This window comes from Pseudidiomarina woesei, from assembly GCF_001418345.1.
In the GTDB taxonomy this organism is placed as follows: domain Bacteria; phylum Pseudomonadota; class Gammaproteobacteria; order Enterobacterales; family Alteromonadaceae; genus Pseudidiomarina; species Pseudidiomarina woesei.
Genome location: NZ_LIPW01000001.1, coordinates 209,408 through 231,276, shown reverse-complemented (window position 1 = coordinate 231,276; position 21,869 = coordinate 209,408). Strand labels below are relative to the sequence as shown.

Here is a 21,869-nt window from a genome sequence, read left to right as displayed (position 1 = left end):
AAGTTGCCTGTCGGTAACCTTATCGGTAGTTTGACAAACAGCCGTATTTTACGGTTTATAACGCCAAATGAACAGGCAAAAAAACAGGAAAAATCGATACCTGATAGACGCTTGGCTAATTTTTGCACACAATAGTTAATTCCCTAGAAAATGGTGAAATATACCCATATGAAACTTAAGGTCTTTATTTGTGCCGCGTTGAGCGCGATCGTGTTAATAGGATGTAACCCAAACAGCCCTTCGACAACGCTTGAGACAAAGCATAGTTCAAATGACAAAATCTTCCATAAAATTGATCCTGATCAACCTCGTGTTGAGCAACAGATATCTGTTTTAATTCAAGCTCCTGCCAACATCGAGTTTTCGCTCGGTAAAGTCGAGGGGGTAAACATGAATATGGGGTACATGCCGGTAAGTATAGTGCGCCAGGGGACCAACCAATGGCGTGCTGACTTATATCTAGGGGCCTGCACCGAACCGAGAATGCAGTGGCGAGTAAGTCTGCCTTGGTCTTCGCCAACATCTGCGCAAAACGGGGTTTATCAATTTGACTTTTATACCGAAACTAATTGAAACAATTATGCGAAGTGTTAAAACATTTATAGTGTTATAGTTAATTTCTCAACATAAATAACAAAGGGCGTAACATGTCTATTGCATTGATATGGATTGTTATTGGCGTATTACTCATTGTTTCTGAACTGCTCTTAACCAGCGTGGTTGCTGTGTTTTTGGGTATTGGTGCCATTGTGACAGGGTTGTTGCTGCACTGGGGTTTAATTGACGATATTGCAATTCAGTTTGCGGTATTCGGAATTGTTAGTTTGGTGTCATTGCTGCTGGCACGCGGTCGCATCAAGCAATGGTTTACCGGTTATACCGCAGATAATGACGAGGCAAAACCTAATTTTCAGCGCGATATAGGTGCACGCGTTACCGTAGTTAAAACCTTTAAACACGGCGCTGGCCGCGTGCTATTAAATGGCGTGCAATGGGATGCTTTTTCAGAAGATGAACTGAATCAAGGTGATACTGCATGGGTTGTTGCCAATGAGGGTATTCAATTAACGGTACAAAAACAGCGTGTTTCGCGCGAGCAGAAATAAAATAAGGACAATTACATTATGAATTTCTCGTTAACCCCTGAAAGCGTTTTAGCTATTGGTTTTGCCGTTGCCGTAGTTATTGTTGTGCTCAAGTCGGCCCGAATAGTGCCGCAGCGTTCAAACTATGTTATTGAACGTTTAGGTAAATACAATCGAACGCTTGATTCAGGCTTTCACTTTTTAATTCCTTTCATCGATAAGGTTGCTTATCAACACACACTGAAAGAAGAAGTGATTGATGTTGAGCGCCAAGCATGTGTTACCCGTGACAATATTCAGGTAGGTATTAACGGCGTGCTTTATATTCAGGTTGTTGATGCTCACAAAGCCAGTTATGGCATTAATGATTATCGTTATGCAGCGTCGCAATTGGCGCAAACGACAATGCGCTCGGTTATTGGCCAGACAGATTTGGACAAAACCTTTGAAGAGCGAGCACAAATTAACGAGGTTGTCGTGCAAGCTCTAGATGAAGCGGCGGCCCCGTGGGGGATTAAAGTGTTACGCTACGAAATCTCTGATATTGAATTGCCGATGAGCATTAAAGATGCGTTAGAACAACAGATGCGCGCAGAGCGTGAACGTCGTGCGGCAATTGCTAAATCTGAGGGCGAACGCCAGGCCATGATTAATGTTTCTGAAGGCCACAAGCAAGAAGTGATTAATTTGTCTGAAGCTGAAAAACAAAAGCAAATTAACGAAGCCGAAGGTCGTGCCCGCGAAATTGAGCTGATTGCTGAGGCGACAGCTGAAGGCTTGAGTAAAATCGCGCTGGCTATTCAGCAACCAGGTGGCCAAGACGCTGTAAGCCTTCGAGTTGCTGAACAATACGTGAAAGAGTTTGGCAACTTAGCCAAAGAAACTAATACCCTTATTTTACCAGCGCAATTGGCTGATATTGGCAGCGCTGTCGCAGGTTTGACTGAAATCATCAAGAAAAAGAGTTAACTCGCTATACTCTACCTAGCTCAAATAAAAGGTCGTTCATCGAGGATGAACGACCTTTTGTGATCAAATTTGAGAAAATTCGTCTACTTACTCACAGTCAATTACGAATAGGGAATAATTCATGCCATTGTTTAATCGGTTTCTCATCATCGGGACCATTCTACTTTGCTCTGGTGCAGCCGCTACAGCCGCTCACTCACAGCAATGGGGTGGTGGCGATCGCGCAGCATTGGTGGTGATGCAACCGGTTGGCTTTGAACGTGTACAACGTTTTGTTGAAGCTGTTGGCTATGCAGAGGCTCAGCGCTCCGTTGCCCTGTACCCGGCGGTGAGTGACTTGGTGCTTGAAATTAATTTTAAACCCGGTCAGCAAGTTAAGCAGGGGGATATCCTAGTTCGCCTAGATGACCGCCAGCAGCAAGTGAATTTACAACGAGCGCGTATACAGTTAAAAGACGCGGAACGTACGGTTAAACGGTTAACCGCAAGTCGTCAACAGGGCGCCATTGCCCAAAGTGAGCTTGATGTTGCGCTTACCGCTAGAGACTTATTAGAGGTTGCTGTGCGCGAGGCCGAAGTAGCCTATGAAGACCGACAAATTAGAGCGCCTTTTGATGGTGTTGTCGGAATTACCGATGTTGAGTCGGGTGATCGAATCACAACGCAAACACTAGTGACAACGATAGACCAACGCGAACAGTTGTATATCGACTTTAATGCGCCGGAAGCAGCTATTGAGTTATTGCAAGACGGTGCCGAGCTTATCGTTCGGCCTTGGGCAAGTCGTAATACTGAAATTGCCGCTGAAATTATTGAAATTGATTCCCGTATAGACGTCAGTAACCGAACTATTCGAGTACGTGCAGCTATCGATAATAGTTCTGACCTTTATCGGCCAGGAATGAGTTTTCGGGTTGCCCTGGCATATCAAGGGGACAGTTATGCGGTGGTTCCTGAGGCCGCGTTGATGTGGAGTGCGGATGGCGCCTACGTTTGGATTGAAAAAGACGGAAAGGCGCAACGTGTTGAGGTAAATATTCAGCAGCGTTTAGAAGGAAGAATTCTCGTTTCTGGAGCGCTACAACTAGGCGACAACCTTATTGTTGAAGGGGTGCAAACGTTGCGCAACGGGCAATCTGTTCGTGAAGCGGCAACGGAGGAATAGCTATGAAGTTTTCACCGCAACTCAACGATTTACCGTCTCTGTCGATACGTCGGCCGATTTTAATAATTGTTCTGAATTTACTTATTATTATCGCTGGTTATGCCGCCATTAACGGCGTCGAGGTTCGAGAATTACCCGATGTCGATCGTCCTATTGTTACAGTTTCTGCCAGTTTCCCTGGCGCGGCTCCCGAAACCGTCGACACAGAGGTCACCAGCATTCTTGAAGGTGCGGCAGCTCGGGTTAGTGGTGTCAAACAAATTAGAGCCTCGAGTGAGGAAGGCAGCTCACGTATTGTGGTTGAGTTCCGTCCAGGAATTGATTTAGATAGTGCCGCTAATGAAATGCGAGAAACTGTCAGCCAAGTTCAGCGTCGATTGCCCGAAGAAGTAGAAAATGTAGCCATTATTAAAGCTGATAACGATGCACAAGCTGTTGTGTCATTGGCGGTATCTAGCAGCACGCTCGACCTTGAAACCTTAACGGAAAGAGTCGAAACCGATTTAGCCCCGAATTTTTTAAGTGTACCTGGTGTTGCTGATGTTCGATTAAACGGCGACCGTCAACGTGTGTTACGGGTTATTTTAGACCCATTACAATTAGCAAGTTTTCAGCTCACTGTTACTGACGTTGCGAATGTGTTGCGCCAAGCACCATTCGATGTTCCCGCAGGAAGTTTAAAGTCTACCGACCAACAGATTATTGTTCGGGCAGACGCAAGTTCGGTTACGGTTGATGACGTAGAAAACATTGTTATTCGAGGTACCACACGCATTGGCGATGTTGCGACGGTGTTTTTTGCTCCCGCCGACGCCAGTAGCATGGTACGACTTGATGGCAAGCCCGTTATAGGCCTTGGTGTTATTCGGCAAGCTCGGTCGAATACCATTGAAATTTCAGATGAAGTTTTGGCACTGGTAGAGCGGCTTAAAGTTCAGTATCCAGAGCTTGAAATACAAGTAACTTCAGATGATGCGAAGTTTATTCGTAGTTCAGTTGAAGAAGTATTTATTTCGCTTGCGCTAACTATTGCTCTGGTCGTTGCCACGTTATGGGTGTTTATAGGGTCGGGAAGGGCGACTATTATTCCTGCCTTTGCCATTCCCGTTGCCCTAATTGGCTCTATTGCCGTCATTTGGCTGCTTGGCTTTTCCGTTAATATTCTGACGTTATTGGCGCTCGTTTTAGCAACTGGATTGATTGTTGATGACGCCATAGTAGTGTCAGAAAATATTCAACGCCGACGTAGTTTAGGTCTTGGTGCGAGGGCTGCCGCAGTGGTTGGAACACGTGAAGTTTTCTTCGCTGTGGTTGCAACAACGGCCGTATTAGTTGCTGTATTTGTTCCTATCGCCTTTTTACCAAGTACCGCAGGCCGGCTATTTCGTGAATTCGGTGGGGTATTAGCGGCGGCAGTAATTATTTCGTCATTTGTGGCATTGTCATTAGTACCTGCGTTAACAGCCCGGCTACCGCTTATAGAAACAAATAAAGAAAACCTGTTACAGCGTTTTGGCAGCAAACTCAGGGATAGTTACCGTACGACTCTCCACTTTGCTCTTGATAAAGCTATTTGGGTGTTTGTTGCAAGTAGCTTAATCGCGGGTGCTGCGAGTTATTTGTATTTTCAGGTAGACAATGAGCTGATGCCGAATGAAGACCGCGGAACAATTCGTATTTTTGCACGAGGACCTGATGGCGTCGGCATTGATTTTATGGATCGTCAAGCGCAAAAGATGGAAGCCATTTTACTTCCGTATGTAAATGGTGGGGCGGTGGATAGTATAAATACTGTGGTGGGCCAATGGGATCCTAACCTTGTATTTATAACGGTTCGTTTAACTGATTGGGAACAACGCGAGCAAAGCCAGCAAGATATTATTAATGAAATTAGCGGGCCGCTAAGCGAAATTCCGGGAGCTCCAGCCCGTGCCTTTGGCTCGAATAGTCTTAACTTACGTGGCCAGGGGGGTGGTTTAGAATTTGCATTAACGGGTGAGGAATATGCAGATATTTTCCGAGCCGCACAGAAGTTCACTGCACGCGTGCAACAAGAGATGCCTGAAGTTGGATACCCGCGCATTGGCTATCAACCTACACAGCCGCAACTACGAGTTAATATTGATCGAAAACGTGCTGAAGAATTAGGTGTACCGTTAAACGATATTTCTACTACGCTGCGGGCTGCAATCAACGGACTTGATGTAACCGATTTAAATATTGGCGATCAGGCCGTACCAATTATGCTCCAAGCTCAACGTGACTTAATTCGAGACCCGACCGACATTATGAATTTATATGTGGGTTCTCAAGCAACAGGTCTTGTGCCGCTATCCAGTTTAACAACGCTGACAGAAGAGGGCGTTCCAGCTGAATTAGAGCGACGTTCACAGCGCCGAGCTATTCAAGTAGATATGCAGCAGCCTACTTCTATCCCATTAGAGCAAGTTGTTGAGCGATTACGTGAGTTGGCAGCTGAAGAACTGCCTAGCGGTGTTGGTTTAGTACTACTTGGTGAAGCTGAAGCCTATGAAGAAACCTCACGAGAAGTAGCGCTAACCTATATTTTGGCATTCTTGATTGTATTTTTAGTCTTGGCTGCGCAGTTTGAAAGTGTGAACTCAGCAGTTGTGGTTATGGCAACGGTACCATTTGGTATCGCGGCTGCGTTTTTTGCACTGTATGTTACTGGCACCTCGATTAATATCTTTTCACAAATTGGGTTAGTAATGCTGATTGGTCTGATCGCGAAAAACTCAATTTTATTAGTTGAGTTTGCCGATCAGCTCCGTGATCAGGGTGAGTCAGTTCGTAAAGCAATTGAAAATGCAGCTGAAATTCGACTTCGCCCGATTATGATGACACTTGTATCAACGTTATTAGGTGCGCTACCGCTTATTCTATCTATAGGAGCTGGTGCTGAATCTCGTAACGCCATTGGTTGGGTCGTGTTTGGTGGGCTTGCATTTGCAGTTTTATTTACTCTCTACTTAACGCCGGTTCTATACTTAGCCATTGCGCGGTTTACCAAACCACGTGCTGATGAAACAAATCGCCTTGAAAGCGAAATGAAACGAGCAGGGGAACTGTAATGAGAAGCCTGGTGAACACATTAGTTTATGGGGCGTTCGCGCTCACAAGTGCGAGCATCAGCCTTGACGTGGCTGCCGAGGTTGTCGATAGCTCAACGCAGGGTTTTACCATTGAATTTAAACAGGTCATCAACGCATCGCCAACTGACGTATACGGCGGTTTGACGGATAAAGTCGGACAATGGTGGTTGGATGACCATACTTGGTTTGGGAACGGCGAGAACATGCAGATTGACGCGCGAGCCGGTGGTTGTTTTTGTGAGATTTTGGGTAGTTCACAGACGCAGCATTTACAGGTTTCCATGGTTATTCCTAATCAGTTTGTGCGCTTGCTCGGTGGATTAGGACCATTACAAGGTGAGGGTGTAAGCGGCGTTATGGAATGGCGTCTAAACAAGTTCGAAGAAGCGTCAACGGAACTTACGGTGTTTTATCGCGTTGGTGGTTATACACCTAATGACTTGAGTCAATGGGCGCCCGCAGTCGAAAGCGTTCTGCAACAGCAAATGGCAGCTATGAAAGCCTTTGTTGAAAATGAACTGGGAGCTCGTTAATTTAGCCAAACAGGTTTGATTATTTGGTGTTTTTTCAAATATTGCGTAAGGTTAAAGAATCTTTAAGTAGCCGAGCGCAATTATGTTTTTACAAAAACTTCCCCGATTAACAGCTGCTCTTGCGTTGTGCGGTATTGGCGTAGCTCATGCGCAAGCAGCCGACGACAGCAAAACACTACCTATTTGTAAATCTGAAGCTAGCTTGTCGCCGTTTTCTCTAAATGCAACACTGGTCGAGGATGATATTGGAAGTCTTTATCTTTCAATTGATGGCCGGCGTGTTTTATCGCAAGACATCAAGATCATGACTTCTGATGACCAGAATTTGGAATTTATTAAGAAGTTTGTTAGCCAATCATCCTTTAACTTTCAAATTTACATTAGTGAAAACGAGCAGGGCGAGAGGAATTATAGTTTTGAGTCAGCAAATTTTTTATTGCCGAGCTATTCGAACACAAACGCCGAGGGCAAAACAGTTCAGCAGTTTGCGAAAGTCCACCAGATTGCGATCGGAGATAAACAGTATGTTTATCAAGTTGAACCCAAATTACCCTACAATAATTTCTATGAGTATCCAGTCATTGCAGGTTTCGCTAGCGCATCTTCAGGTTCGTGGTTTCAGGGCGAACCGACAAGCATTTCGCTGCAATTAACTGACGAAGCATTTGTAACCGAAATTGTGCTGTTGCCTTCTAATTGGGGAAAGTTTGCAGAGATCATCGATCGTGATGCCTCATCGTTATTTGAAAAATATAACGCAGGGCAGTGCCAAGCTGACTATGCCTGCTTTTTTACAACAGCCGCTGTACATACTATTGGCTTAACTGATAACTGCTGGGAATTAACGCAATTACGATCGTTTCGTGACGAGGTCATGAAGAGAACCATTACCGGTAGAAAATTAATCGAGCAGTATTACGCGCAAGCGCCCAATATCGTGCGGCGTATCAACACATTAAGTCAAGCGAAACAAATTTGGCTTAAAACCTATTGGTTCGATATTTTACCCAATGCGCTACTGGCAAAAGTGGGACTAAACGCACTGGCACAGAAACGATATGTCGAATTGTTTAAGCGATTAGAAAAGCTTGCTCTAAGTGCTTAATTTCATCCATTTCTAGAATCGTTCGCTACGTAAAATCTGAAAGAGTTTGCGTAGTGAGCTACTTAATTTTTTAAATAACGCCGGATATTCCAAATATATGTGAGTCATCACATCGGTTAATTGCCTTTTATAATATCCGATTTAACATAATATACATTATGCGAAATTATTAATAACGAGATTTTAGCTAAGGTCTATTGGTACCTACCGCTGCATCATTCGTACGGCGTGGTATATTTAGCTACACATTTTGTTATTAAGGGTTCTTTGGCCATGAGGTTTAAATTTGTGTGGCAGCTTTTACTGTGCGTGTGGTTTGGTTTGCTGTCATTCAGTGCAACGGCAAATGTATTTTTTAAAGTGACTCATCAGAAGCACGATCAAACAGCCTACGTGTTAGGTACCATGCACTTGCTGTGCAAAGATGATTTTGTAATGCCTGAGTCGGTTTACCACGCGTTAGCTAATTCTGAGCAACTTATTGTTGAGGTTGATTTGACCAATTCCAATGAATTAGCAGCAGCTAGAAGCGCCATGTTTCAACAACCAAGTAATTACCTACAGTTGCATTTAAACAGGCGACAATACAGTCAACTAGAGCAACAGACACAACAACAATTAGGCCGGCCGTTGAATAGCCTTGCCCCGCTACGCCCATTAATTATTAGTTCGTTGTTCTTGGCTCATTATTTGCCGTGTGCAAGCGAAACATTTTCTGTGGATGAAGCAGTTATTCAGCATATGGCGCGCAACAAAAAGTTGGTTGTTGGATTGGAGTCGGCCAAGTGGCAACTCGAATTATTTGATCAAATAGATCTGTCTGAGCAAGTTTCAGCGCTGTATGAGTTAGTTACAGAAAAGAATGTCGCTCAACAGGAGCTTGTCAATATGGCGAACGCTTACATAAGCGGAAATGGTGAAAAGTTACACGAGATCATGGTGGCGCAGGACGATTTTCTGGGTGCGGCTGCTCTGTTTTTAGACCAACGGAATAAGACTTGGGCGGAAAAACTACCGAAACTTTTTGCCAACAAGTCTAGTTTTGTTGCCGTAGGTGCGGGTCATTTGTATGGTGACCAAGGCTTGTTACGGCTATTAATCGCCCAAGGCTACGAAATAACCCCTATTCCGGTAAGTTTTGCTGCTGTTGAGTCATACTGACAGTGGTATGATAGCGAATTAATTAAGGGAGAATTCAACACCATGCGCATAGCAGCAGATGCACTACAACCTCGAATATTTGAATGGGCCAAGCAACGACCAGAACACGCCAATTCCAATGCTTTAGTTGGGCAGCAACGAGCCTTAAACGCGTTGCAGCAAGCGCTAAGCATTGGCGGTAGGTACGCCCATGGGTTTGTCGTTACACCTGCAGGTATGCGCACCTACGATGTGCTGCAACAAGTACAAAACCAACAACAATGGGTTCATGCGGATAAATTTGATTGGGTTTATGTGGCCAACCCAGACAGCGCTTCGCAACCGCTGTGTGTCAATTTGCCTTGCGGTAAAGCAAACGACTTTTTAATTAAATTATGGGAATTTCTGCAAGCTGACGTTGCGGTGCGCATGCCATTAATTGACTTTATTAAAGAAGCTTATCCAAGTGAACGTGTAGCACGCTATCTTGATTTAATCGAGGATAAAACCTTTGATGACCTCCCAGGTACCGAATTAGCGACGGTCATTGTTACGCACAATGAACATGAACCCTTTATGCTGTGTGACCGTGTCACCGAAGCAAGTTTATTCGGTAGTATTCGACTGCAAAGTGTGGAAGGCACTATTTCATCAGATCTGCACTTGATTGAGGCCGGCGCTATTTTGAAAGCCAACGGTGGCGTTCTTGCTATAGATGCTGAAGAACTGCTGTTACAGCCAGGTTTGTGGCGTAAACTTAAATACATTTTAAAAACCAGTGAATTTGATTGGCCACAACCGGGCGATTCCAATATCGCTGCTTATTATCAACCCCAAGCCATACCTGTGCACATTAAGGTGCTATTACTGGGCGAGCGAGATATTTACGCGCAGTTACGTGAACTTGATCGTGATTTTGATAATTTATTTCCATATCTTGCTGATTTTTCGTCGCATTACTCTATCAATCAAGAGCCATTACAGGCCTATTTTGATTATTTAGCTTATGTTGAACGCGAAGCTGCGGTATTGCCATTAGCTAGCGATGCCTACCCTGCTCTGTTTAAATTCGTGACTCGCATCACTGACTTTCAAACAGAGTTATCGCTCGACACCATTGCAATTATGCAATTGCTTCGCGAAGCTTGTGCTATTGCACGTGAACGACAGGCCACATCAATTGCCGCTGAAGACATTAGTTCAGCACTGAAACAACGTGAGTCGCGTGAAGGTTATATTGCGGAGCTAAGCCGGCGAGCTATTTTAGAAGGTCAGGTTTATATAGAAACCGAAGGCGAAGTTATTGGGCAAATAAACGGGCTTACCGTAATTACGGCTGGTGGCCACGAGTTTGGTGAGCCCACTCGAATTACAGCAACCGTGCATTACGGTGACGGCGATATTATCGATATTGACCGAAAATCTGAGCTGAGCGGCAGTATTCATACCAAAGGCGTGATGATTTTAAGTGCCTATATTGCGAATGTTTTCGCGCGTAATGAAGCCATGGCGCTTTCGGCAACCATCGTATTTGAACAGTCTTATCATGAAGTAGACGGTGATAGCGCCTCACTTGCTGAGCTGTGTTGTTTATTATCTGCTTTAGCAGAAGCGCCAATTCAACAAGGCCTCGCTATTACTGGTGCTGTCGATCAGTTTGGTCGCGTGCAAGCCATTGGGGCGGTAAATGAAAAAATAGAGGGTTATTTTGAGCTCTGCCGCACGCGCGGATTAACCGGTAAGCAAGGTGTTATTATACCCGCAGCGAATTTGAGCCAGCTCAATTTAGCCGACGATGTTATTGCCGCTGTGAAAGCCAATAAATTCCACGTGTTTGCGATTGAACATGTTGGCGAAGCTTTAGAATTATTGACACAAAGCGAGCAAAAACAACTATATGCAAAAATTGAGCAGCGTCTAAATGAACTACAGCAAATTGAACGAGAGGTGTCCTGGTGGCGCCGTTGGTTCAATTAAAATACTAGTCGGACTTGTTTAGCGTACACGTGTTCGCTAATCTACGCGAGTTAGCCCAAAACAAACTCGCGTAGACACGTGAATTTACGTAGCAAAACAAGGTATTTATGAAACAAAATAGTTACACACGCGAAGAGCTACTCGCCTGCTCTCGCGGCGAAATGTTTGGTCCAGGTAATAGTCAGCTTCCTGCACCTAATATGCTGATGATGGACCGTGTAGTCGAAATAACTGAAGACGGCGGTGCTTATGGTAAAGGCTTTATTCATGCTGAACTAGATATTACTCCCGATCTTTGGTTTTTTGATTGCCACTTCATCGGTGATCCAGTTATGCCTGGTTGTTTAGGGCTTGATGCAATGTGGCAGTTAACAGGCTTTTTCTTAGCCTGTTTAGGCGGTCCTGGGCGCGGACGAGCGCTTGGTGTAGGTGAAGTGAAATTTACTGGCCAAATTTTACCGACTGCAAAAAAAGTAAGTTATTTTATTGATATGAAGCGTGTTCTTAAACGCTCTTTGTACATGGGTATTGCTGATGGTCGGGTTGAAGTTGATGGCAAAACTATTTATACCGCCAAAGACTTAAAAGTTGGGTTGTTTACAGACACCTCAACCTTCTAAAACAGCTGAGGTTTTCAAACGAAAATCACCCGGTAAAAAGCCCGCTTTCTTGGCGGGCTTTGTCGTTCTGTGTTGTTGTCATTTTATGACCTAACGTTTTAATGGCGGAACAAGCCACCACCGCGAGCCTCCATGGCATCGCGCCAACCGCCTAACCACTGAGAACGTACATCTTGATTCTGGTACGGGCATAGTTCTTTCGAACGACCTGATACTCCAGCTTTGAAACCTTGTGCGTGAGCACGTTCTAGGCGATCGCGTTTTTGTCGTTTCATGATTACACTTCCTCGTCCGGTTTTTATACGATTTATTTTTCAACAGAGCCACTTTTTTTGTGCTCTCAATAAATAGATAGCAATTCTGGCGAGGAGTTCAAACGAAAAAAACGACGCTTTTTGTCGTGACTTTTTAAGTCAATGAAAAAGCGTCGTTTATTTGAAAGTGCTTTCTTAGAACAAGTTAACTAGTTAAGCCAAAAATTTACGGCGTACGGTAATAAGGCCACCAATCAATAACATAGCGATTAACGACAAAGGAGATGTTGCTGCTCCTTGACGTTCAATTGTTTCGTTATTATCTGAGCAGCCTAACCCACTATCATCACCGGTTGGCGTTAACAACAACGAAAACAGTTGGTCCTCTTCATAGGTGCTACCGTCTACATCAACACGCTCGACCTTTCTAATCGCGGTTGCAACTATTTCGTTGTTTTCGTTAATGTCATCAGCCGCAACAATGAAGTAGTCGGTGGCTGAGCAACCAACCAAATCATTCAAGTTTTGCAGGCCTTTCTCTGGTGCTGATGGGTCATAGACAAAGCCGGCCTGGCGTCGAATTGAATCCAGTGAATAATCGATTTCACCACGACCAACAACAAAGCCATTGTCGTTAATTGCAGTAGGGAATGTTGAAGAACTCGCAAAAAACTGCGGGAGTAACTCAAATTCATTGGTATTTACGTTAAATGTAAATGGCAGCGAGCGTCCATAGCCCTGAATTGTTTTATACACAAAACCAACGGCTATATCGTTATTGTTGATATCAGTCGCTGAACCCCAAGTATATTGATTGTCTGTAGTTACTGGACGTGTTTCGCCATTGACAAAAATGGCCGGCATTTTGGTGCGGAAGAAAAAGTCGACGTTGTCACCCAGGTAAGTCCAACTTTGGCCTACGGCAATATCATTATTGTTAATGGCATAAGCATACGTAGACATAGCCTCGTCGTCATCTTCCCGACGCGGACTCAGTGGTTCGTAAGACTCAAAACTTATAACTTCGCCTTGCGCATCAAGCTGCCAAATGGTTGCGTGCATATCGTAAATCGATAAATTTTGGCGCATTGAACCTACGGTACTACTTTGTGCATTAAACCACCCAAGCCAAACGCAGTTGTAAAGAGTTGTGTTGGCGTTTTCGTCTTCTACGTATTCCTGACACCCGGTCACCCGATCAACACCTTGCGGTGCCAAAGCAACGCTCATATAGCCTGCAGCAACGTTGTGCTCATTTATATCAAATAGAGCTGATTCGCCGCCCAAAACTTCTTGTTCTGTCGGCGCGATTAATTTTAATTGGTTACCGTCATACCAAATTCCACGACTAGTAAAATCACGTTGAGCAAAGTTCTTAGTCACCGGCGTTGGCTCTTCGTCACCGCTGGCTGGCGGCGTATAAGTTATTTCAGTACGGTAATATGGCGCTGAAGCGATACCCACTTGAATATTGTTTTGATTGAGGCCCAGAAATTGGCTATCTGACGAGTTCTCGCTACTGGATGCGCCATTGCCTTCAGTATTTAGTAAGGCCGGTAACTCAATCATTTGACCGTTATAACTCGCAGCGAACGTTGTCGCAATGCGCTGCGCCTCGGTTAGTTGATTTTGTTTGTCTGCCAGCAGCAAAATTAATCGATCATATTGCTGTAAAGTTAACGTGTCTTCTGCAGGATCGAAATCTAGCGGAATACCACTGTTGGATAAAAAACTCGGCAGAATTAGGTCAAAATCAAGTTCGGCATTAAGCGGCGCATGGGCTGTCAAATTAACCAGGCCTTGGTCATTAATTTTGCTACCCAATACATTCTTAACAGAGCTTGGAGTTTCTAAAATTGTTACATTGTACGACTGTGCTGCGGCACCGTTAGATGCGAGGGCTGCAACAGATGCAGCAAGCAAGCAGGTTTTAAATAATTTCATAAATGACTTAACGACTCTCTTGTTGTAAGTTTTCTAATTCGGTCCAGCGTTCTAGTGCTGTCATGAGCTCTTCTTCTATAGCACCTAAACGCTCTAACACAGGCCCAGTTTCACTGTGATCGCGCTGATAAAAATCAGCCGCACTGGCCTGCTGCTCTAATTTTTCTTGCTCTTCTTCTAACGCGGCAATCTGCTCAGGAAGCATATCTAATTCGCGTTGCAGTTTGTAGGATAACTTTTTCTTTGGTGTAGCAGAAGTCTGCACTTTTTTATCAGCACTTTGTGACTGTGCTTTCACCGGTTTAGTTCCCTGCAACTGACTTAAGTAATGGTTTATTTCAGTAAATCCACCAACTATTTCAGTAATTCGCCCCTGCCCCTCAAACAACAAGACACTCGTTGCTGTGTTATCGACAAATTCACGGTCGTGGCTCACCAAAATAACCGTACCCTGATATTCGGCAATAATTTGTTCAAGTAATTCTAAGGTATCAATGTCAAGATCGTTAGTTGGTTCATCGAGTATTAAAAAGTTACTTGGCTGTAGGAACAACTTTGCCAGCAACGCGCGATTTCGCTCACCGCCAGACAAAGCCTTTACCGGCGTACGTGCTTGCTTGGGACTGAACAGAAAGTCTTGTAAATAGCTAAGAATATGGCGGGTTCGCCCGTTATAAGTGACATCTTGCTTGCCATCGCCAATGTTTTCCGCCACCGATAATTCAGGATCTAACTGAGCACGATGCTGATCAAAATAAGCAACTTCCAAGTTAGTGCCTAACTTAATATGCCCGTTATCAACGCCCTGCTGCCCAAGTAAAACTCGTATTAGAGTACTTTTTCCGCATCCATTAGGGCCAACCAAGGCTACTTTATCGCCGCGCTGTAGGTTTAAACTAAAGTCACGCAAGATAGTTTTGTCGCCGAAGGTTAAATTTAAATGTTCACCTTCAAACACTAATTTTCCAGAACGGTTAGCTTCTTGAACCGCAAGTTTGGCCGAGCCTTGTTGCTCACGACGCGCCTGGCGTTGGCGTCTGAGGTCTTGCAAAGCGCGAACTCGGCCTTCGTTACGTGTACGACGTGCTTTCACACCTTGTCTTATCCACGCTTCTTCTTGCGCAAGCTTTTTGTCGAATTCGGCATTTTGTGCTTCTTCAACTTCAAGTTGTTCTTGTTTCAGTGTTAGGTATTGGTCGTAATTGCCTGGAAAGCTAGTTAAATGACCGCGATCGAGATCAACAATACGGGTTGCCAAGTTGCGAATGAATGCCCTGTCGTGGCTAATAAACAATACCGCCCCACGGAATTCTTTCACTTTATTTTCAAGCCAAGTCACCATCTCAACATCAAGGTGGTTGGTGGGCTCGTCGAGTAACAATAAGTCTGGGTCAACGACCAGTGCGCGAGCTAGTGCAACACGCCGCAGCCAACCACCAGATAACGAACTCATGGTAGTGTCTTCGGGTAATTCTAACTGCGTCAAGGTACTTTCAATACGTGACTGTATTTGCCAACCATTGGCCGCTTCTATGGCTGTCTGCAAAGTAGCCATACGATTCATCAGGATTTGGCTGCTCGGCTCATTGTTAAGTTCTTGCACAACATGATGATATTGCTGCAATAATTTTCCAAGCTCGGCTAACCCTTCGGCAACAAAGTCGTACACTGATTGATCTGAGTTTGCTGGCGGGTCTTGTGGTAACCGCGCGACTACGGTGTCTCCAACAACTTGAACAGCGCCATCATCGAGTAAAACTTCGCCAGCTATTATTTTCAACAAGGTTGATTTACCAGCGCCATTACGCCCAACTATACAAACGCGTTCTCCCGACTCAATAACTAAGTCGGCATGGTCTAAAATAGGATAGTTACCGAAGGCAAGTTGGGCCTGATGTAAACGAACTAAATTCATGCGTTCAAAAATTCCTCAATCGTCGTTGGAAACGGCCAACGCAGTTCAGCATCGTCATGCGCTCTAACCAACACCGGAACCAGCCAACCATACTCGTCCTGTAGCTCAGGCTGAGTCGAAATATCAACCACATGCAGCCGAATTGGCGACTCGGGAGACGCTTGATGAAGTATTCGTAATGCTTCATCACATAATGGACAGTTAGGTTTCGTGAGCAGATAAAACTCAGTCACTTTGGCGCACCTTAAACAGGTGATGAATACCTTTGTGGCGTGCAAAGTCAGGCGAAATTGAACGCTGTGTTAGGTCTTGCGCGACTAAAAATGCTTCTGCTAGGCCTTCTTCATCAAGCTTGAAACGTCGTTTGTTATTGGAAAACAAGATAACGCCGCCATTTTTTAATAAGCGCGCCGCAAGTTTTAATAATTGCACGTGATCACGCTGAATATCTAATACGTCATCCATTTTCTTTGAGTTAGAAAACGTTGGCGGGTCAAGAAAAATAACATCATAACGTTGTTGTGGCCGCTGTTCACGCAGCCATTGCACGCAATCGGCCTGCACGAACTGGTACTGTCGCCCGTATAACTTGTTTAAGGTGAAGTTGCGTTGGCCCCAGGCTAAGTATGTTTTCGACAAATCAACCGAGGTAATATCGCTAGCCCCGCCTAACGCTGCATGCACCGAAGCTGTGCAGGTATACGCAAATAAATTCAGTACGCTCTTGCCTTCACTGAGTTTTCCGAGCTCGCGGCGAGCCCAACGGTGGTCAATGAATAAACCGGTGTCCAAATAGTCACTTAGGTTGACCTCAAACTGGGCATCGTATTCGTGCACAACTCGCACCAAACCACGCGGCGCTTGTTTTTGATATTGCTGCTTACCAGACTGTCGCTGCCGTACCTTAAGCGTAATATTTTCCGCCGAATAAGGCAGAGTTTGGGCTACAGTATCAATTAAAAACCACAATCTGTCTTTTGCCACTGCTTCAGGAATATCTTTTGGTGCTGCATATTCTTGAATAACGACACAGTCGTCGTAAATATCAATTGCTGCATTGTATTCAGGCAAGTCCGCGTCATATAAACGCCACGCATTAACCCCTTCTTTTGCAGACCATTTTTCGAATTTCTGGTAGTTTTTGTTGAGCCGGTTTGCTAAGTCATTTGATTGCGACTGGGTAAACTCTGGTTGCTTTTGAGTTAAGTCATAAAGGGCTAAAGTTGTTTCTAAGGCACCGTTAAACAGTTTGTATTTGCGCTGACTACGCAGCTTCATGCGCTTTAACAAGCTGTCGTCACCGGCTAATACTGCAACTTGCCAACCGCTAAAATGTTCACGCAACTGGGCACCGAATCGACGATAAAGTAACAGTGTTTGTATTTCCTCGCCAAGGCGTTCCCCATACGGCGGGTTACAGACCAGCAAAGGCGCTTGTTCTTGGTTGATAGACACCGCCGGTGCACTCACCTGCTCGGCGTTAGCAACCTGCCAAGTACAAAATTCGTTTAAGCCAAGTCCAATCGCATTTTGTTCAGCGATAGCGAGTACTTGAGGATCATTATCAAAACCAACAAATTGTGCTTGGCGCTCAGCCTTGGCGGTTTCAAAACGTTGCTGTGCTTGTTCAAGTTCAGCGGCCCAAATATTTTGGTCATGGCCACTCCAACGCTGGAATCCCCAGTCGGTTCGAGCCAAGCCTGGTGCACGTTCAAAACGTATCATTGCGGCTTCGAGTAACAGTGTTCCTGAGCCACAGAATGGATCAAACACAACGCCCTGCTCTTTGCTCATGCCACTACGAATGACCACGGCTGCCGCCAAAGTTTCGCGCAAAGGCGCAGCGCCTTGCTGTTGGCGGTACCCTCGTTTATGCAGGCTATCGCCAGCTAAATCGAGGTACCAGGTTAATTTTTCTTTTTGAATATGCGCATTAATACGAAGATCGGGTTCTTCTTTTGAAACATTTGGACGCTCTAAACCTTGCGCACGGAAACGATCAACAATGCCATCTTTAATAAGTTGCGCACCAAACTGAGTGTGGCGTATTTCATGGTTGCGACCACTGAAGTCGATCAAAAACGTTTGCTGTGGCGACTGAAAAATCGTCTCCCAAGGCGTTTCTGCTACGGCAACAGGTATATCTTGCGCACGCTTAATAAAGCATTCGCCCAGCATGAGTAATACGCGATTGGCGAGTCGCGTCCACAAACAAACCCGATAGGCACAGGCTAAATCACCCTCAAACCAACAACCGCCGGCGGTTTGCCGTACGTTGGTGCTGCCTAGTTGCTGTAATTCGTCAAATAATAAAGGTTCGAGCCCTTTGGCGCAGGTGGCAAATAGGCGCATCGCTGAAGACGTGGTAGTCATTAAGATATCTTTGTTAGTGGTCATAGCCGCTATTATAGCGAAGTAAGGGGCCTGTGTATCGCGTCAATTGTGCGTTTATTGCGCGGTTGAACGCGAATCGCCTATTTATTAGGCGAACAGTGAAATAAGCTATTGCGTTATATGTTGTTGGGCAGTAACATGCGCAGCATCGGACGCGGGGTGGAGCAGTCTGGTAGCTCGTCGGGCTCATAACCCGAAGGTCGTAGGTTCAAATCCTGCCCCCGCAACCAAATCCTAGCAATGCAAATCCAATTTCTAACTTTCCCTAATCTTTTATAACCCAATTTTTCGCGAGTTTATCGCGATACCCAGACTCGCCTAAATAAGCCAGATAACTCACCAGAATATGTTGAATTTGATCCGGAGAGCTAAACACCACTTGTGAACCATCTAAACCAGCAAAGCCACCTCCCCCTTGGGCACGGTAGTTATTGGTAGCCACATAGTAGGTTTCGCTTGCAGCGAAAGAAATTGAAGCTGAGACACGCTCTCCTATAGGTTTGCTAACGTCAATTTGATATTCAAATCCAGCAAATGTATCAAACTGGTACGACGGAATATCCTGAACGATGTGCCCCCACGGTGAATTGTTAGAGCTAGGCTGTAATGCTGCAGCAGATTGCTCAAGCCAGCGTTTAAGCTGTACTCCCGTTACTGCAACCACCTCAAGCGTATTAGGATAACGATAAAGATCGCCGATATGACCTAAGGTTAAAACCCCTTGGGGGACAAATGTAAACTGATTATCAGTGTACATCTGTTCATTGAGTGCGGCGTTAAAAGGTGCGACAGCGCTAAATAACGGCCGTTGCGGTAACTTGTTACCAACCTTGCTATTGGCAAAAGTACGCTCAACGTACCAACGCTGAGCAGAATGAATGAACTGTAACGCGTGGGTCGGTTCTAGGCGCGCTTTAGCTAAACTTAAGTCATGTGCGCTGTGCCCTATAGCTTGCTGCATATAGGTTTCAGTTGCCCTGTGACTACGCGTTAAATGCTCGAGAACTTTTGGATCAGGGTCTTTAGCGGCTGCAATGACCTGACTGTGCGTTTCAACAACTTGCCAGTTCGAGTCGCTGAAAGTAAGCGACAAATCAATAACCCCGAGATATTTACCTTGCGTACCAGGCTGCACGCTTGGTTTGCCGAATAGTGTTCCTTGCTGGCTGTTTATATGCGCTAACTGATCATAAACCTTGCTGCCAGGGAAAATTTCGTGTTGATGACCAAAAATAATGGCATCAACTGCCGGTATTTGCGCAAGTTGCCACACGCCCTGTTCGCTATCAACACCATCATCGCTGTTCTTTGGCATGCCAGAGTGGGCTGCTAACACAATAATGTCGGCCCCTGCGCGTTGCGCTTCTGCCACGGCCTGCGTTGCTGCTGTTAGCATGTCTGTCACCTCAACCTGATCACGCAAATGGTGCGCGTCCCACTGCATAATTTGCGGTGGCAATACGCCGACAACAGCAACCTTTAACCGCTGCTGGTGTCCGTTTATACGTGGGCTGAATGAGAACATGTGAAAGGGTTTATGCCGCAGCGAACCCTTAGCTAACGTAGATATTGGCGTTAGGTTGGCACTGAGCAGCGGTATAGAGAAATTATCGCCACCGTAAGCGTGCTGCAAATAAGCCAACCCATAGTTGAACTCATGATTGCCTAGATTTGCAGCATCATAACCCATCAATGTAAGCAACTGAGCCACAGACGGCTCGCGTTCTACTATGCCGGACGCTTGATAGTTTGCAACAAGCATATCGGTCAATGGCGAGCCCTGAATTAAGTCGCCATTATCAATCAACAGAGAGATATCAGACGCTTGCCGTTGCTGTTGAATAATCGGCACTAAATGCGCAAGGCCGAACGGTTCTGCTTGTTTGCTGAAATAGTTATAGCCCGAGAAATGTCCATGCACGTCGCTCGTTGCGAGCAGTTTCAGCGTGATCGGCTGGTTAGCATAGCTGTTTGACATAAGTAGCAATATTGAGGGAAAAAGAAACAAATACCAAGCAAGTTTACGCGTTGCCATGCTCAATTAAGCTTGCTTTAAATGGCTATCAGTAGTGGTTTCGTGGCTTTCATGTAAAGCCTGTAAACGATTCGGCATCACCTTAATGACATCGAATTGACGCAGGGTTTTAATATCTGACAGTGGGAAATCACCACCTAATACCATACACTCAATAAAGTCTCCGTCTGTTGACGTTACCGCGCAAACCGACTCGGCCATACCTGAGTTAAGGCTGACCAGTTGCCCTACTTCTAAGCTTTTGGGAGCTTCTTCTGCGGTTTGAAAATACCAACTTTGAGGCATTTGTGGCCGACCATATCGAGAAAAAATAAGGTAATTTAGAGAGGCTTCAAGTGCGGTTTGCGCGGCCACTATGCCGGAACCGTCCAAAGCGTCGTAAAAGCTTTGAAACTGTTCAGCATCGTCTGTTGAAAAAGCGGCGCGCATGGCGTGCAACGGCACCAACCGCGAGCTTTTGTAAGGCGCCGTATGAACGATACCTTGCTCAAGCTCAATTTGCAGTTGCTGTTGATCGGGGTCATAAACCCAATGCCATTGTGCTATTGCGTGCACGATAATTTCCTAAATGTTAGTCAGTTATTGATAAATTAACGAACTATTCACGAATTTACAAGGCATTCACCACATTACGAATTAATTTAGGACCATGATAAATAAACCCTGTGTAAATTTGTACAAGGCTAGCCCCGGCCGCTATCTTAGCTTGAGCTGCCTCAATACTATCAATACCACCCACTGCAATAATGGGGAGCTTACCTTGCGCCCGTTCTGCAATTGTTTTTACCACGTCCGTACTGGCTTCAAATAGCACCTTACCACTTAGGCCGCCGGCTTCTTCGGCATGGGGTAAACCAGCGACGGCGTCGCGACTTAGTGTGGTATTGGTTGCAATAACTGCGTCGATTTCATGTTGAACTAAGGCATCCGTTATTGCTTCAATGCCTTCTTGCGTTAAGTCTGGGGCTATTTTCACCGCAAGTGGAACATAGCGCCCGTGACGTTCCGTCAATTTAGCTTGTTCTGCTTTTAGCGCGCTCAGTAGTTCATGCAATGCGCTACCGTGCTGAAACTCGCGTAGCCCCGGCGTGTTTGGTGACGAAATATTTACCGTAATGTAAGCCGCGTAAGGATAGACTTTATGCATGCAGTGAATATAGTCTTGCACCGCTTCGGTTTCAGGTGTGTCTTTGTTTTTACCGATGTTAATTCCAAGCACACCTTTGAAATGGCTCTTCTTGACCTGTTCAACAAGATAATCCACACCCAGGTTATTAAAACCCATACGGTTAATAATGGCTTCTTTTTCGACAATTCTAAACAGTCGAGGCTTAGGGTTACCTGGTTGTGGGCGCGGCGTTACCGTACCCACTTCAATAAAGCCAAAACCCATTTGCGCAAAAGCTTTAATACATTCGGCATTTTTGTCTAAACCAGCAGCAAGGCCTACTGCATTTGGAAATTCAATTCCCATAACGGTAACAGGCTTGTGTGCTACCGTTTGACGCCATGCCAACGACAAGGGTGTTCCTGCATAGCGTTTAAGCAACTTTAAGGTTAAATCATGTGACTGTTCAGCATCCTTGCTGAACAGCCATTTACGGGCAAGTGAATACATGT

The 21,869-nt window shown here is 45.2% G+C and carries 18 protein-coding genes and 1 tRNA gene; 11 read left to right on the top strand and 8 right to left on the bottom strand.

The window, feature by feature from the left end; genetic code table 11:
- Positions 1 to 168 precede the first annotated feature (168 nt).
- The 10 genes from ASC40_RS01115 (at position 169) to fabA (ending at position 11,707) form a co-directional block, all read left to right on the top strand.
- A complete protein-coding gene (locus tag ASC40_RS01115) occupies positions 169 to 573 on the top strand; it encodes a hypothetical protein (protein WP_055437947.1) in 405 nt (134 codons plus the stop codon).
- Positions 574 to 647: 74 nt separating this feature from the next.
- Positions 648 to 1,106 (top strand): NfeD family protein, encoded by a 459-nt coding sequence (locus tag ASC40_RS01110; protein WP_055437946.1) that lies wholly within the window; start codon positions 648 to 650, stop codon positions 1,104 to 1,106.
- Positions 1,107 to 1,124: 18 nt separating this feature from the next.
- On the top strand, positions 1,125 to 2,054 hold the full coding sequence (locus ASC40_RS01105; protein ID WP_055437945.1) for an SPFH domain-containing protein: 930 nt from the start codon (positions 1,125 to 1,127) through the stop codon (positions 2,052 to 2,054).
- A gap of 121 nt (positions 2,055 to 2,175) precedes the next feature.
- The gene (locus ASC40_RS01100; protein ID WP_055437944.1) at positions 2,176 to 3,219 is read left to right on the top strand and encodes an efflux RND transporter periplasmic adaptor subunit; all 1,044 of its coding nucleotides are present in this window, start codon (positions 2,176 to 2,178) and stop codon (positions 3,217 to 3,219) included.
- Positions 3,220 to 3,221: 2 nt separating this feature from the next.
- Positions 3,222 to 6,311 (top strand): efflux RND transporter permease subunit, encoded by a 3,090-nt coding sequence (locus ASC40_RS01095; RefSeq protein ID WP_055437943.1) that lies wholly within the window; start codon positions 3,222 to 3,224, stop codon positions 6,309 to 6,311.
- Positions 6,312 to 6,322: 11 nt separating this feature from the next.
- Complete coding sequence (locus ASC40_RS01090; RefSeq protein ID WP_141656084.1) at positions 6,323 to 6,865, top strand: hypothetical protein; 543 nt, start codon at positions 6,323 to 6,325, stop codon at positions 6,863 to 6,865.
- A gap of 82 nt (positions 6,866 to 6,947) precedes the next feature.
- On the top strand, positions 6,948 to 7,970 hold the full coding sequence (locus tag ASC40_RS01085) for a CFI-box-CTERM domain-containing protein (RefSeq protein WP_055437941.1): 1,023 nt from the start codon (positions 6,948 to 6,950) through the stop codon (positions 7,968 to 7,970).
- Positions 7,971 to 8,243: 273 nt separating this feature from the next.
- On the top strand, positions 8,244 to 9,131 hold the full coding sequence (locus ASC40_RS01080) for a TraB/GumN family protein (protein ID WP_055437940.1): 888 nt from the start codon (positions 8,244 to 8,246) through the stop codon (positions 9,129 to 9,131).
- A gap of 42 nt (positions 9,132 to 9,173) precedes the next feature.
- On the top strand, positions 9,174 to 11,087 hold the full coding sequence (locus ASC40_RS01075; protein ID WP_055437939.1) for a Lon protease family protein: 1,914 nt from the start codon (positions 9,174 to 9,176) through the stop codon (positions 11,085 to 11,087).
- Between the two features lie 107 nt (positions 11,088 to 11,194).
- A complete protein-coding gene (gene fabA / locus ASC40_RS01070; RefSeq protein WP_055437938.1) occupies positions 11,195 to 11,707 on the top strand; it encodes a 3-hydroxyacyl-[acyl-carrier-protein] dehydratase FabA in 513 nt (170 codons plus the stop codon).
- A gap of 98 nt (positions 11,708 to 11,805) precedes the next feature.
- On the opposite strand, the gene rmf is transcribed toward fabA, so the two are convergent.
- From rmf to rlmKL, 5 genes are all read right to left on the bottom strand, one after another.
- Positions 11,806 to 11,982, bottom strand: a complete 177-nt coding sequence (gene rmf / locus ASC40_RS01065; RefSeq protein ID WP_055437937.1) for a ribosome modulation factor — start codon at positions 11,980 to 11,982, stop codon at positions 11,806 to 11,808.
- A gap of 192 nt (positions 11,983 to 12,174) precedes the next feature.
- Positions 12,175 to 13,905 carry a DUF3466 family protein gene (locus ASC40_RS01060; protein WP_055437936.1) on the bottom strand — a complete coding sequence of 577 codons (1,731 nt, stop codon included), beginning with the start codon at positions 13,903 to 13,905 and terminating at the stop codon, positions 12,175 to 12,177.
- Positions 13,906 to 13,912: 7 nt separating this feature from the next.
- The gene (uup, locus tag ASC40_RS01055) at positions 13,913 to 15,820 is read right to left on the bottom strand and encodes an ATP-binding cassette ATPase Uup (protein ID WP_055437935.1); all 1,908 of its coding nucleotides are present in this window, start codon (positions 15,818 to 15,820) and stop codon (positions 13,913 to 13,915) included.
- Complete coding sequence (locus tag ASC40_RS01050; protein ID WP_055437934.1) at positions 15,817 to 16,053, bottom strand: glutaredoxin family protein; 237 nt, start codon at positions 16,051 to 16,053, stop codon at positions 15,817 to 15,819. The genes uup and ASC40_RS01050 overlap by 4 nt, the downstream gene beginning before the upstream one ends.
- On the bottom strand, positions 16,046 to 18,193 hold the full coding sequence (gene rlmKL, locus ASC40_RS01045; protein ID WP_245622151.1) for a bifunctional 23S rRNA (guanine(2069)-N(7))-methyltransferase RlmK/23S rRNA (guanine(2445)-N(2))-methyltransferase RlmL: 2,148 nt from the start codon (positions 18,191 to 18,193) through the stop codon (positions 16,046 to 16,048). The genes ASC40_RS01050 and rlmKL overlap by 8 nt, the downstream gene beginning before the upstream one ends.
- A 174-nt stretch (positions 18,194 to 18,367) precedes the next feature.
- Between rlmKL and ASC40_RS01040 the strand changes: the two genes are divergently transcribed.
- Positions 18,368 to 18,444 (top strand) — tRNA-Met (locus tag ASC40_RS01040).
- Positions 18,445 to 18,479: 35 nt separating this feature from the next.
- Here the strand turns inward: ASC40_RS01040 and ASC40_RS01035 are convergent.
- The 3 genes from ASC40_RS01035 to pyrD are packed head-to-tail and all read right to left on the bottom strand — an operon-like array spanning position 18,480 to position 21,867.
- The gene (locus ASC40_RS01035) at positions 18,480 to 20,249 is read right to left on the bottom strand and encodes a 5'-nucleotidase C-terminal domain-containing protein (protein ID WP_055437933.1); all 1,770 of its coding nucleotides are present in this window, start codon (positions 20,247 to 20,249) and stop codon (positions 18,480 to 18,482) included.
- A 6-nt stretch (positions 20,250 to 20,255) separates the two neighbouring features.
- Positions 20,256 to 20,804 (bottom strand): cell division protein ZapC domain-containing protein, encoded by a 549-nt coding sequence (locus tag ASC40_RS01030; RefSeq protein WP_055437932.1) that lies wholly within the window; start codon positions 20,802 to 20,804, stop codon positions 20,256 to 20,258.
- Between the two features lie 55 nt (positions 20,805 to 20,859).
- Positions 20,860 to 21,867 (bottom strand): quinone-dependent dihydroorotate dehydrogenase, encoded by a 1,008-nt coding sequence (gene pyrD, locus ASC40_RS01025; RefSeq protein WP_055437931.1) that lies wholly within the window; start codon positions 21,865 to 21,867, stop codon positions 20,860 to 20,862.
- Positions 21,868 to 21,869 lie beyond the last annotated feature (2 nt).

Bases quoted from the DNA above. Each gene is read 5' to 3' on its own strand.
- ASC40_RS01115 (WP_055437947.1), top strand. From the start codon at position 169: ATGAAACTTAAGGTCTTTATTTGTGCCGCGTTGAGCGCGATCGTGTTA.
- ASC40_RS01110 (WP_055437946.1), top strand. From the start codon at position 648: ATGTCTATTGCATTGATATGGATTGTTATTGGCGTATTACTCATTGTT.
- ASC40_RS01105 (WP_055437945.1), top strand. From the start codon at position 1,125: ATGAATTTCTCGTTAACCCCTGAAAGCGTTTTAGCTATTGGTTTTGCC.
- ASC40_RS01100 (WP_055437944.1), top strand. From the start codon at position 2,176: ATGCCATTGTTTAATCGGTTTCTCATCATCGGGACCATTCTACTTTGC.
- ASC40_RS01095 (WP_055437943.1), top strand. From the start codon at position 3,222: ATGAAGTTTTCACCGCAACTCAACGATTTACCGTCTCTGTCGATACGT.
- ASC40_RS01085 (WP_055437941.1), top strand. From the start codon at position 6,948: ATGTTTTTACAAAAACTTCCCCGATTAACAGCTGCTCTTGCGTTGTGC.
- ASC40_RS01080 (WP_055437940.1), top strand. From the start codon at position 8,244: ATGAGGTTTAAATTTGTGTGGCAGCTTTTACTGTGCGTGTGGTTTGGT.
- ASC40_RS01075 (WP_055437939.1), top strand. From the start codon at position 9,174: ATGCGCATAGCAGCAGATGCACTACAACCTCGAATATTTGAATGGGCC.
- fabA (WP_055437938.1), top strand. From the start codon at position 11,195: ATGAAACAAAATAGTTACACACGCGAAGAGCTACTCGCCTGCTCTCGC.
- rmf (WP_055437937.1), bottom strand. From the start codon at position 11,982: ATGAAACGACAAAAACGCGATCGCCTAGAACGTGCTCACGCACAAGGT.
- ASC40_RS01060 (WP_055437936.1), bottom strand. From the start codon at position 13,905: ATGAAATTATTTAAAACCTGCTTGCTTGCTGCATCTGTTGCAGCCCTC.
- uup (WP_055437935.1), bottom strand. From the start codon at position 15,820: ATGAATTTAGTTCGTTTACATCAGGCCCAACTTGCCTTCGGTAACTAT.
- rlmKL (WP_245622151.1), bottom strand. From the start codon at position 18,193: ATGACTACCACGTCTTCAGCGATGCGCCTATTTGCCACCTGCGCCAAA.
- ASC40_RS01035 (WP_055437933.1), bottom strand. From the start codon at position 20,249: ATGGCAACGCGTAAACTTGCTTGGTATTTGTTTCTTTTTCCCTCAATA.
- pyrD (WP_055437931.1), bottom strand. From the start codon at position 21,867: ATGTATTCACTTGCCCGTAAATGGCTGTTCAGCAAGGATGCTGAACAG.